We start from the raw sequence: 12,341 nt of genomic DNA on the forward strand, positions 1-12,341 counted from the left end.
TGGCTTAGATTAGCGGGGTTTAACGAAATCAGGCAGTTTTTTCAAGATCATGCAAACTTGCGTCGAGCCGTCCCTGTCGCACGGGCCGGTGGGCTGGTGTCAGGAGCTGGAGGAAATCATAGGCCGGCGCAAGCTGCAGCCGGTGTTCCAGCCCATTGTCGATCTGGATGCGGGCAGCATACTGGGCTACGAGGGCCTGATACGCGGTCCGTCCGACAGCACGCTGCATTCGCCGATGATGCTGTTCGAGGCGGCGGAGCGCTGCCAGATGACGCTGTCGCTGGATCAGGCCTGCCTGCGGGCTTGCGCCGAACGCTTCGTCGAACTGGCGCTGCCGGGGCTGCTGTTCGTCAACACCAGCCCGGAGACCTTGCTGCTGCAAGGGCAGAAACCAGCCGCCATCCTGGGTTTCTTCGGCCAGATCGGCCTGGACAGCAAGCGCGTGATTCTCGAGTTGACCGAAACCCGGCCCAATGGCGGCTATCTGGCCTTGCGCGAAGTCACTGGCGTTTGCCGCCAGGGCGGTCTGCGCATTGCGCTGGACGATCTGGGCGAGGGGTTTTCCAATCTGCGGCTGTGGTCGGAGCTGCGTCCCGATTTCGTCAAGCTGGACAAGCATTTCGTGCAGAACATCCACCTCGATCCCTTGAAGGAGCAATTCGTTCGCTCGATGGTGGACATTGCCCGCCAATCCGGCGCCATGCTGGTGGCGGAGGGGATTGAGGCGGCGGCGGAGCTGCGCACGCTGTGCCGGCTGGGCGTGCGCTACGGCCAGGGCTATCTGTTGGCCCGGCCCCAGGCCAATCCCGCGCACGAGTTGCCGCTGCAGACCGACGCGCTGCCTTGGGCCGGCAGCCGCCGCCACGGCCTGCGCAATCAGCCCTTGGCGCGCGACCTGCTGCTGGAAGTGATGCCGCTGGATGCCAAGGTGCCCAACGAAACCGCTTATCGCCGCTTCGCCGATCATCCAGAATGCTTCGCCATCCCGGTGGTGGAGGACGGGGTGCCGGTGGGTCTGCTGCGGCGCCATCACCTGCTGGAAAGCTTCGCCAAGCCGTTCAACCGCGAGCTGTACGGCAAAAAGCCTTGTCATCTGATGATGGACAAGCAGCCGCTGGTGGTGAGCGCCGACATGAATGTGCATGAATTGTCCAGCCTGGTGGTGGCGGCGGAGCAGCGCTATCTGGTGGACGGCTTCATCATCACCGAAAGCGGCCGCTATCTGGGCATGGGCACTGGCTTCGCGCTGATGCGCAAGATCACAGAGCTGCAGTTGTCGGCCGCCCGCTACGCCAATCCGCTGACCGGCCTGCCCGGCAATGTGCCGATCAACGAGACCATAGACCGCCTGCTGGGAATGAAGACGCCTTTCGTGGTGGCCTATGCCGACCTGGATCACTTCAAGCCGTTTAATGATTTATACGGTTATGCCGCCGGCGATAGCCTGATCGAGCTGGTGGCCCACCTGCTGCTGGAGCATGCCGATCCGGAGCGCGACTTCGTCGGCCATGTCGGCGGCGACGATTTCGTGGTGCTGATGCAGGCGGACGATTGGGAGGCGCGTCTGCAATGCGTGCTGGAAGTATTTGGCCGGCAGGCGGCGCAGCATTTCTCCGAGTGCCACCGCGAGGCGGGCGGTTTCGAGGTGACGGCGCGCAACGGCGAGATCATGTTCCTGCCGTTGACCACGCTGTCGCTGGGCGTGGTCAGGGTGAGGCCGGGGCAGTTCGGCAACCACTACGAGATCGGCGCGGTGACGGCGGAGGCGAAGAAGCAGGCCAAGAAAATGCCGGGCAACAGCCTGTTCGTCGAAAGGCGGCAGCCGGCCGCAGCGGTGGCGGCGTGTCGTTGCGGGCAGGCGTAACCGAGGTCTCTGCGGCGGGAAAACGACAGCGCGGGCTACCGCTCGCGTCGTCCCTTACCGCGACGCTTGTCAAATTTATTAAACATGGCATAGGCTGTCCCCAAAAGCCGCCGCGACCGACGACGGCTGCGCTGTCCGCCGGACGGCAGATGAAGAGGAGACATCATGGCCTGTTCCATCCGTTTCGTCGCGCCATTCCCGGCGCAGCCGCCCACCGCATCTTCCCGCTCGCTTCTTTCTTCGTTTAATCTTTTCAGGCAAGGCAAACCGCGTTTTGCCATGCGGGCAGCGCAAAGCCTATCGCTGTCCGTCGCGGCATAGCCCGTTTCTTGCCGTTTCCATTGATGCGCAGGACGCGTCCCAGCCGTCGGCATCGCGCCTGCCTGGTGTTTGAGTTGGAGGGAGTCAGATCATGTCGGAAGCCATCGCGGCCACAAAACACGCAGCAGCCGTTCCCGCCGCAGGCGCCGTCCCTGGCGCAAGCGGCAGCGCGGAGGCGCCTTACCTGAAGATATCCGGAGTGGTGAAGAAGTTTGGCGATCATCTGGCGGTGGACCATATCGACCTGGATATCCGTCAAAAGGAAATCTTCGCCCTGCTGGGCAGCTCCGGCTGTGGCAAGTCCACGCTGCTGCGCATGCTGGCGGGCATGGAGACGCCGAGCGGCGGGCGCATCATTCTGGACGGCCAGGACATGCAGGGCCTGCAGCCCTACCAGCGGCCGGTCAACATGATGTTCCAGAACTACGCGCTGTTCCCGCACATGACGGTGGAGGAGAACGTGGCCTTCGGCCTGAAGCAGGACAAAGTCCCCCGGGATGAAATCGCTGAACGGGTGGCGAAAATGCTGGATCTGGTGCAGATGCGCAAGTTCGCCGGCCGCAAGCCGCACCAGTTGTCCGGCGGCCAGCAGCAGCGGGTGGCGCTGGCGCGCAGCCTGGTGAAGCGGCCCAAGCTGTTGTTGCTGGACGAACCACTTGGCGCGCTGGACAAGAAGCTCAGGCAGCAGACCCAGCTGGAGCTGGTCAACACCATCGAAGCGGTGGGCGTCACCTGCATCATGGTCACCCACGACCAGGAAGAGGCGATGACCATGGCCAGCCGCATCGGCATCATGAGCGAGGGCAAGCTGCTGCAGGTGGGCACTCCGACCGAGATCTACGAATACCCCAATTGCCGCTTCACCGCCGAGTTCATCGGCGAGACCAATATGCTGGAGGGCGCGGTGGTGGTGGACGAACCGGATCTGGTTGAGATCAACTCGCAGGAGCTGGGCGGTGTGATCCGCATCGACCACGGCATCACCGGTCCCAAGGGCATGCACGTGTGGGCCAGCATCCGGCCGGAAGACGTGCGGCTGGACAAGCAGCCGCTGGCGTCGGGGCCCAACCGCGCCGCCGGCGTGGTGCAGGATATCGCCTATCTGGGCAGCTATTCCATCTATCACGTGAAACTGGCGGGCGGCAAGATCGTCAAATCGATAGTGCCATCGTCGCGCTGGTGCGACGCCAATGAAACGCCGCCCACCTGGGGCGAGCCGGTGTACGTCAGCTGGCGCGCCGATGTGCCGGTGGTGCTGATCATGTAGCGCTGCCTGTATGGCCCCGCCTTGGCGGGGCCTCCCGCCGGTCTTTGCTTTCGAGGATTCTATGCTGCGCTTCGCCCATCAGCCGCACCCTCCGTCCTACTATGCCGCCACTGCCCATCCCTGGGTCCGCCGCGCCGAACTGCAAGGGGACGCCAGCTGCGACGTCTGCGTGGTGGGTGGCGGCCTGGCCGGCCTGTCGGCGGCGCTGAACCTGCGCGAAAAGGGCTTCTCCGTGATCCTGCTGGAAGGCTCCGCGGTGGGTTTCGGCGCCTCCGGCCGCAACGGCGGCCAGGTGATAGCCGGCTTCGCCAGCGATATCGATTCCATCCGCCGCCAACTGGGCGACGACGCCGCGCGCGCGATGTGGAACATGTCGGTGGAGGCGATAGACATCATCGACGAGAGGGTGAGGCGCCACGACATCCAATGCGACTGGCGGCGCGGCTATGTCAGCGTGGCGGTGAAGCCGCGCCACCTGAAGGCGCTGGAAGCCTGGCAGCGGGAGGCGGAAATCCGCTATGGCTACGGCGGCCAGCAATTATGGGACCGCGCCGAGCTGCGTCGCCGTTTGTCCAGCGAGCGCTACCAGGGCGGCCTGTTCGATTCGCGCTCCGGCCACCTGCATCCGCTGAATTACACGCTGGGCCTGGCCCAGGCGGCGCGGGACGCCGGCGTGGACATCTACGAGCAATCGCCCGCCACGCGGCTGGAGCAGGGCGCGGCGCCCAAGGTCCATGCCGAGCATGGCGCGGTGTCTTGCAAGCAAGTGGTGCTGGCCTGCAACTCCTACATCGGCGCGCTGGTTCCAGAGCTGGAACGGCGCATCATGCCGGCCGGCACCTATGTCATCGCCACCGAGCCGCTGGGCGAAGCGCGCGCCCGCGCGCTGATCGCCGACAATATGGCGGTGTGCGACACCAATTTCGTGCTGGATTACTACCGCTTGTCGGCCGACCACCGCTTGCTGTTCGGCGGCAAGGTCAGCTATTCCGGTCGCGAGCCGCGCGACCTGGCCGGCGCCATGCGCGCCGACATGCTGCGCGTGTTCCCGCAGCTGGCCGACGCGCGCATCGACTATGCCTGGGGCGGCTTCTGCGACATCACCGTCAACCGCGCGCCGGACTTTGGCCGCCTATCCGGCAATGTCTACTACCTGCAAGGCTTTTCCGGCCACGGCGTCAACATCACCGGCCTGGCCGGCAAGGTGGTGGCGGAGGCCATCGCCGGCACCTCGTCGCGGCTGGATCTGTTCAGCAAAATCCGCCACCGGCCCTTCCCCGGCGGCAAGCTGCTGCGCACGCCGGCGCTGGTGTTGGGCATGGCTTATTACCGGATGCTGGATTACCTGTGATCCGGTTTCTGATAGGCATGGAAACGGCCCGTATGCGCTGAGCGCCTGCGGGCTGTCTGCTTTTCAGGGGCGTGCGACGCTTGCGGGATTGGTTCTGGCGGACTATGACGTCATCTGTTTGGGATTGAAGGGGATGGTTTTGGCCGCCTCCCGATTTGACTGGGCTGATTGTCGGAGCGTGTGATGGATGTCTCGATTGCTGACCTGGACGGACAGATTCTGGACGGCCTGGATTTTTGTTCCAAATCCTATGCCTTGTTTGAAAAACTCAGGGCGGAGCCGGGCGGGATCGAGCGGTTCAGGATGCGGTCCGAGCGGGGAGCGGTGAAACGCTTGCTGGACGAGATTATGCCGATTTGCCGCTATGTTCAGCATTATTACCGAGCGGGCCGGTATATCTCGGTGCGCTGGGTGGACGGGAGCCAGCATTATGATGCCGAGCTTCACCAGAGAGGAGACTACGTCGCGCAAGGTTATTATGAAAAGCTGGCATATCTGGAGGTAACCAGCGCTATGCACCCCAATCAGCACTGGGTGCGCAAGATGTTGAATCGAGGGGAGGTCGTCTACGCTCCCAAAGGGATAGACGCCAGCAGGAATACGCCTCTGAAATCCGAACCGGTCGTATTCGGAAACCACGAGCATGTGCTCAACTTTGTGCCTATCGTTGTCGAATCCATACGCAAAAAATCGGCAGTCGCCTATCCCCGCCATACCTCGCTGGTCATTCAATGCTGCCTGAATAATATTTACATGGTTGATGATTGGAAGCTGTTGGTGGCGGAAGTGGAGAAGCAGGTTGCATCTTCTCCTTTTCTGGAGATTCTCTTGATGGACGAGTGCACGCAAAGAGCCACTGCGCTGACGCTGACAATGTAAGCCGCCAGGCAGGGGAAACTGCAAGCGTATCGCAGGGTAACAAGTCCATGCGCAAGAGCGCCCTCTTGAGCAAAGACGGCTTGGCTGGCTTGCGGCTATTTTTCTGCCGGCGCCGCCTGCTTCAGGAAGCCGGCAATCGTTCCGGCCAGCTCCGGCGCCAGCGGCGGCGCCTGGTCTTGCTGCGAAACCGGACGACTGGACGAACCGTCGCCATGCAGCAGGTGATCCATGCCGTTTATCAGTGCCAGCCGGCTGTCCGGCTGGGCGGTGTGCAGCGCCAACGCTTCCTGCTTGTCCACCTGCCGATCCGCGGTGCCTTGCACGATCAGCATCGGGATGCGCAGCGACTGGACGACCTGGCTGGGCGTATAGCGGAACCAGGAGATCAGGTAGGGCTGGATGCTGGGGCGGTACACCACCATCAGCGGGCCGGGCACATTGTCGGCTTCGCGGCCTTGCTGCAGCGCCTGCAGGATGCGTTCACTCGCTTTGGCTAGATGTTCCGGCAGGCGCGGCTTCAACTGGGCGCGCAGGATATCGGCGGCGTTGCGGGCCGGGCCGTTCAGCGAGACGAAGACGGCTACCGGCTGTTTTCCCGCCGCCAGCATGCCAATCAGCGCCCCTTCGCCGTGTCCTATCACCATCACCGAAGAGAAGCGCGGATCGGCGCGCAGCTTGGCGATCCAGCCGGCGGCGTCGGCCACGTAGTCGTCGAAATGCAGCTTGCCTTCATCCAGGCCGGCGGCGCGGCTGGCGGCGATGGCGCGCTTGTCGTAGCGCAGCGAGGCGATGCCGGCGTCTGAGAGCGCCTGCGCCAGCTGCTTGAGGTTGTCTATCCTGCCATCGGGGGGCCCCGGGTAGTTGCCGTCGCGGTCTATCGCGCCTGAGCCGGCGATGATCAGCGCCACCGGCGGTTTGGCGGCGTGGTCCGGCAGCAGCAGCGAGCCGGAGATGCGGCCGCTGGGGGCGTCCAGGTCGATGGGCTGGCCGATCGCCGCCAGCGCCTGGCTGGAAACGATGGTCAGCAGGGCGGCGAAGAAGGCAAGGCGCATGGCGGACTCTACGGGTGAAAAGCCCATGATACGGCGCCAATTAATTTAATGTCATTCAATTGCCGCGGCGTCCGGCAAGCGGCGGTTTTATTGTCCGCGCATGAACAGCTTGTCCAGATCGCGCATGGTCAGCCGGCTCCAGGTGGGGCGGCCGTGGTTGCACTGGCCGGAGCGTTCGGTCGCTTCCATGTCGCGCAGCAGCGCGTTCATTTCTGGCAGCGTCAGCTGGCGGTTGGCGCGCACCGCGCCGTGGCAGGCCATGGTGGCCAACAGTTCGTTGCGGCGCTCGGTCAGCACCTGGGACAGGCCGAATTCGCGCACGTCCTTCAGCACCGCGCGCGCCAGCTCTACCGGATCGCCGTCTTTCAGCCACACCGGCACGCCGCGCACGGCGATCTGGGTCGGCGACAGCGGCGCCAGTTCCACCCCCAGCGTCTTCATTTCCTCGCCATGCTCGTGCGCGGTGGCCACTTCCATGCGGTCGGCGGCGAACGATACCGGCAGCAGCAGAGGCTGCAGCGGAATGGCGTCGGTCTCCAGCGCGGTTTTCAGCCGTTCGTAGACGATGCGCTCGTGCGCGGCGTGCATGTCCACCAGGATCAGGCCTTCGGCGCATTGGCTGAGGATGTAGACGCCGTGCAGCTGCGCCAGCGCGAAGCCCAGCGGCGGGATGCCGTCTTCGTCGTGGGCCGGCATGGCCAGGACGACGGGATGGGGCAGCGCTGACGCCGGCGAAGGCATGAGGGGGGCGGCCTGGTTCAGCGCCCGTTCTTCCTCGCGCATGCCGCCGAACATCTTGTCGTAAACGCCCACCGCTTCTCGCGCCACCGACAGCGGAATGGACTGTTGCTGATAGTGGAAGGGCTGCGGCGCCGGACGCGCGGCCGGCGGGCTGGAGGAGGTCGGGGCCTGGAATAGCGCCGCGGATTCGCCGCGCGCCAGCGCGGGTTCCGCCGGCGCGTCGTTCATCTGCACCGTCGGCGCGGCGCCGGCGCTGGTGCCGGCCAGCGCCTTGTGCACGCTGTGGAACAGGAACTGGTGCACCGCCTGGCTTTCGCGGAAGCGCACCTCGATCTTGGTGGGGTGGACGTTGACGTCGACGCCGGATGGCTCAAGCTGGAAGAACAGCGCGTAGGCCGGATGGCGGTCGTGGTGCAGCACGTCGCGATAGGCCTGGCGCAGCGCGTGCTGGGCGGTTTTGTCGCGCACGAAGCGGCCGTTGACGTAGAAATACTGGGCGTCGCGGCTGGCCTTGGAATAAGTGGGGGAGGCGATGAAGCCGGACAACGAGAGCGGCCCGGCCTGGTTGTCCAGTTCGATGGCGGCGGCGACGAAGTCTTTGCCCAGCAGCGCCGCCACGCGCTCTTGAGCGCCCTGCGCCGGCAGTCGCCACGCCACCTTGCCGTTGTGGCGCAGCAGGAACTCCACCTGCGGGTGCGCCAGCGCGATGCGCTCGAAGGTGGTGGCGCAATGCGCGTACTCGGTGTTTTCGCTTTTCAGAAACTTGCGCCGCGCCGGGGTATTGAAATACAGGTCCACCACTTCCACGCTGGTGCCGTGCGGATGCGCGGCCGGCTCCACCGGGTGCAGCGTGCCGTCTATCGCGATGATCTGGTGCGCGTGTTCGGCGTCGTGCGGCCGGCTGATCAGGGTAAGCCGCGAAACCGATGCCACGCTGGCCAGTCCTTCGCCGCGGAAGCCCAGCGTGCCCACCGATTCCAGATCGTCCAGCGAGGCGATCTTGCTGGTGGCGTGGCGGTCCAGCGCCAGCGGCAGGTCTTCCGCCGCGATGCCGGCGCCGTTGTCGGTGACGCGGATCAGCTTGATGCCGCCCTGGGCCAGGTCCACGCTGACGCGCGTCGCGCCGGCGTCCAGGCTGTTTTCCAGCATTTCCTTCAGCGCGGAGGCGGGGCGTTCCACCACTTCGCCGGCGGCGATCTGGTTGACGAGGTGGTCGGGCAGGCGGTGGATGCGTTTCATGGGCGGCGGCTATGCGGTGTCGGAGCGGTGTCGGAAAAGAATCATGGCCGCTGCGGCGGCCATGGGGAGAATTCTACTACTGTTTGGCGGCGGCGCGCTTGTGGCGCCATATCTCGATCAGCCCGGGCAGGAAGGAGACGAAGATGATGCCGAAGATCAGCAGCTCCAGATTCTTGCGGACGAAAGGCAGGTTGCCGAAGAAGTAGCCGGCATAGGTGAAGCCCGCCACCCAGACGACGGCGCCGACCACGTTGAACTTCAGGAATTGCGGGTAGTGCATCTTGCCGATGCCGGCGACGAAAGGCGCGAAGGTGCGCACGATGGGCACGAAGCGGGCGAAGATGATGGTCTTGCCGCCGTGGCGCTCGTAGAAGGCGTGGGTCTTGTCCAGGTAGCTTTGCTTCAGCAGCCGCGGAAAGCGCTCGAACAGCTTCATGCCGATGTTGCGGCCGATGGAGTAGTTGGCGGCGTCGCCCAGCACGGCGGCGACGAACAGCAGCGCCACCAGCAGGTGCGGGTTCATCTGGCCCATCGCCGCCAGGGCGCCGGCGACGAACAGCAGCGAGTCGCCGGGCAGGAAGGGCGTCACCACCAGGCCGGTTTCGCAGAACACGATCAGGAACAGAATCGCGTAGATCCACGGACCGTAGGCGGCCACCAACTGGGTGAGGTGGGCGTCGATGTGCAGGATGAAGTCGATCAGAAAGGTGATGGCTTCCATGGGTATCGTCTTGTCAGGGGGCTAAAGAAAAACTGGCCGGACAAGCCGGCCAGTCGGTAAAAACTGTGGTCAGACCACCGCTTCCTCTTTGGGTTTCACCGGTTTGATCATGTGCTCGCGCGTCACGCCCAGCCACAGCGCGATCGGGCTGGCCACCAGCACCGACGAGTAGATGCCGAACAGGATGCCGATGGTCAGCGCCATGGCGAAGCCGTGCAGCGCCGGGCCGCCGAATACCAGCATCGACACCACCATCATCTCGGTGGAGAAGTGGGTGATGATGGTGCGGCTCATCGTCGAAGTGATGGCGTTGTCGATGACCGAGGCCACCGGCTGGCCGCGCATGCCCGGCTTGCGGAAGTTTTCGCGGATCCGGTCGAACACCACCACCGATTCGTTCACTGAATAACCCAGCACCGCCAGGATGCCGGCCAGCACGGTCAGCGAGAACTCCCAGCGGAAGAAGGCGAAGCAGCCGAGGATGATCACCACGTCGTGCATGTTGGCGATGATGGCCGCTACCGCGAAGCGCCATTCGAAGCGCAGCGCCAGGTAGGCCATGATGCCCAGGCACACCAGGATGACGGCGGTCAGGCCGCTGGACACCAGTTCGGCGCCGACGCTGGGGCCGACGAAGTCCACCTTGCGCAGCTGCACGCCATTGTCGATGGCCTTAAGCTGGCCCATTACCTTGTCCGACAGCTGGGCCGAGCTGGTGCCCGGTTTGTTGGGCAGCCGGATCATCACGTCGCGGCTGCTGCCCAGGTTCTGCACGGTGGCTTCGCCCAGCTTCAGCTGGTCGACGGTGTCGCGGATCTTGTCCAGATCGGCCGATTGCTGGTACTGCACTTCCAGCACGGTGCCGCCGGTGAACTCCACGCTGAAGTTCAGGCCGCGGGTTGCCAGGAAGAATACCGCCACGATGAAGGTCACCAGCGAAATCGCCGTGGTGAGCCTGCCGTAGCTCATGAACGGGATGTCCCGTTTGATGCGGAAAAGCTCCATGATTTAGCCCTTGTTTTCCGGTTTCCACACCTGGCCGATGGCCAGCGAGGTCAGTTTGCGGCGACGGCCGTACCACAGGTTGACCAGGCCGCGCGAGACCAGCACCGCCGAGAACATCGAGGTCAGGATGCCCAGGCAGTGCACGATGGCGAAGCCCCGCACCGGGCCGGTGCCGAAGATCATCAGCGCCAGGCCGGCGATCAGCGTGGTGACGTTGGAGTCCAGGATGGTGGCCCAGGCGTGGCCGTAGCCGGCCTGGATCGCCGAGTGCGGCGGCACGCCGTTGCGCAGCTCTTCGCGGATGCGTTCGTTGATCAGCACGTTGGCGTCGATCGCCATGCCCAGCGCCAGCGCGATGGCGGCGATGCCGGGCAGGGTCAGCGTGGCCTGCAGCGCGGACAGGATGGCTACCAGCAGGAATACGTTGATCGCCAGCGACAGGCCGGAGAACACGCCGAACAGGCCGTAGTACAGCACCATGAAGGCGACGATGGCGGCGAAGCCCCACAGCGTGGCGTGGAAGCCCTTCTCGATGTTTTCCTTGCCCAGACTCGGGCCGATGGTGCGTTCCTCGATGATGTTCATCGGCGCGGCCAGCGAGCCTGCGCGCAGCAGGAGGGCGGTGTCGTTGGCTTCGGCGGAGTTCATGCTGCCGGAGATCTCGACGCGGCCGCCGCCGATCTCGGTGCGGATCACCGGCGCGGTCACCACTTCCTTGCGGCCTTTTTCCACCAGCACCATCGCCATGCGCTTGCCGACGTTTTCGGCGGTGAGCTGGCGGAAGATGGCGGCGCCGGCGCTGTCCAGCGTGATGCTGACGGCGGGCGCGCCGAACTGGTCAAAGCTGGGGTTGGCGTCGTTGATGTTGTCGCCGGTGAGCTCCACGTCGTTCTTCAGCAGGATCTTGCTGTGGCCGCGCGAACTGACATCGTCCAAGAGTTCATAGCCGGCCGGAACATTGCCGTTGACGGCGTCGTTGAGCTTGCCCTGGTCGTCTTCCACCATGCGCACCTGCAGCGTGGCGGTGCGGCCGATGATGTCCTTGGCGCGGGCGGTATCCTGGATGCCGGGCAGCTGCACCACGATGCGGTTGGGGCCTGCCTGCTGGATGATGGGTTCGGTGGTGCCCAGCTCGTTGACGCGGTTATGCAGAGTCATGATGTTCTGCTTGACGGCGTCGGTCTGGATCTTGGTGATCTCTTCCGGCTTCAGCGTCAGCAGCAGCTTGTTGCTGCTGTCGTCGGTCTTGACCGCCAGCGAGGGCAGCGTGCGGTAGGCCACGTCCTGCGCCGACTTCAGCGTGTCGCCATCGCGCAGTTGCACTTCCAGCGTGTTGCCGTTGCGCTTGATGGCGCCGTAGCGCACCTGCTTGTTCTTCAACTCGCGGCGCAGGTCGCCGGCGTAGCGCTCCATGGTCTTGTCGGTGGCGGCCTGCATGTCGACTTCCAGCAGGAAGTGGACGCCGCCGCGCAGGTCTAGGCCGAGGAACATCGGGTTGGCGTGCAGCGCGGTCAGCCAGGCGGGAGAGGCCGGCAGCAGGTTGAGCGCGATGATGTAGTTGTCGCCTAGCGCGTGCTGAATGGCGTCGCGCGCCTTCAGTTGGGTGTCGGTGTCCTTGAAGCGCACTTTCAGGCTGTTGGCGGCGTCCAGGTAGACGCCGTCAGGACTGATGTTCTGCGCTTTCAGCGCCTCTTCCACCCGCGCCATCACGGCGGTGTCCACCGGAATGGACTGGCGCGAACTGGAGACCTGCACGGCGGGGGTTTCGCCGTAGAAGTTGGGCAGCGTGTAGATCGCCGACAGGATCAGCGCCACCACGATGACGAGGTATTTCCAGAGAGGGTAGCGGTTCATGTTCTAGTTCTGGGGAGGGAAATGAACAGGCCGCCAGCGGAGGGCTT

10 protein-coding genes are annotated in these 12,341 nt (G+C 64.5%); 5 read left to right on the forward strand and 5 right to left on the reverse strand.

The window, feature by feature from the left end; all coding sequences use genetic code 11:
* Positions 1-49 precede the first annotated feature (49 nt).
* The 5 genes from BI347_RS12440 to BI347_RS12455 all read left to right on the forward strand — a co-directional run bounded on the left by BI347_RS12440 (position 50) and on the right by BI347_RS12455 (position 5,682).
* Entirely contained in the window at positions 50-1,864 is a 1,815-nt protein-coding gene (locus BI347_RS12440) for a GGDEF domain-containing protein (RefSeq protein ID WP_071112888.1), read from the forward strand.
* A gap of 165 nt (positions 1,865-2,029) precedes the next feature.
* The gene (locus BI347_RS23975; protein ID WP_158020780.1) at positions 2,030-2,185 is read left to right on the forward strand and encodes a hypothetical protein; all 156 of its coding nucleotides are present in this window, start codon (positions 2,030-2,032) and stop codon (positions 2,183-2,185) included.
* A gap of 91 nt (positions 2,186-2,276) precedes the next feature.
* Complete coding sequence (locus BI347_RS12445) at positions 2,277-3,452, forward strand: ABC transporter ATP-binding protein (protein WP_083338849.1); 1,176 nt, start codon at positions 2,277-2,279, stop codon at positions 3,450-3,452.
* A gap of 61 nt (positions 3,453-3,513) precedes the next feature.
* The gene (locus BI347_RS12450) at positions 3,514-4,803 is read left to right on the forward strand and encodes an NAD(P)/FAD-dependent oxidoreductase (protein WP_071115980.1); all 1,290 of its coding nucleotides are present in this window, start codon (positions 3,514-3,516) and stop codon (positions 4,801-4,803) included.
* Between the two features lie 183 nt (positions 4,804-4,986).
* Positions 4,987-5,682, forward strand: a complete 696-nt coding sequence (locus BI347_RS12455; protein WP_071115981.1) for a hypothetical protein — start codon at positions 4,987-4,989, stop codon at positions 5,680-5,682.
* A 95-nt stretch (positions 5,683-5,777) separates the two neighbouring features.
* On the opposite strand, the gene BI347_RS12460 is transcribed toward BI347_RS12455, so the two are convergent.
* The 5 genes from BI347_RS12460 to secD form a co-directional block, all read right to left on the reverse strand.
* On the reverse strand, positions 5,778-6,734 hold the full coding sequence (locus BI347_RS12460; protein WP_071116411.1) for an alpha/beta hydrolase: 957 nt from the start codon (positions 6,732-6,734) through the stop codon (positions 5,778-5,780).
* A gap of 87 nt (positions 6,735-6,821) precedes the next feature.
* Complete coding sequence (gene mutL / locus BI347_RS12465; RefSeq protein WP_071115982.1) at positions 6,822-8,714, reverse strand: DNA mismatch repair endonuclease MutL; 1,893 nt, start codon at positions 8,712-8,714, stop codon at positions 6,822-6,824.
* A 76-nt stretch (positions 8,715-8,790) separates the two neighbouring features.
* Entirely contained in the window at positions 8,791-9,435 is a 645-nt protein-coding gene (locus BI347_RS12470) for a DedA family protein (RefSeq protein WP_071112892.1), read from the reverse strand.
* Positions 9,436-9,504: 69 nt separating this feature from the next.
* Complete coding sequence (gene secF, locus BI347_RS12475) at positions 9,505-10,440, reverse strand: protein translocase subunit SecF (RefSeq protein WP_071112893.1); 936 nt, start codon at positions 10,438-10,440, stop codon at positions 9,505-9,507.
* Between the two features lie 3 nt (positions 10,441-10,443).
* On the reverse strand, positions 10,444-12,294 hold the full coding sequence (gene secD, locus BI347_RS12480; RefSeq protein WP_071112894.1) for a protein translocase subunit SecD: 1,851 nt from the start codon (positions 12,292-12,294) through the stop codon (positions 10,444-10,446).
* Positions 12,295-12,341 lie beyond the last annotated feature (47 nt).

The organism is Chromobacterium sphagni (genome assembly GCF_001855575.1).
Classification (GTDB): Bacteria; Pseudomonadota; Gammaproteobacteria; order Burkholderiales; family Chromobacteriaceae; genus Chromobacterium; species Chromobacterium sphagni.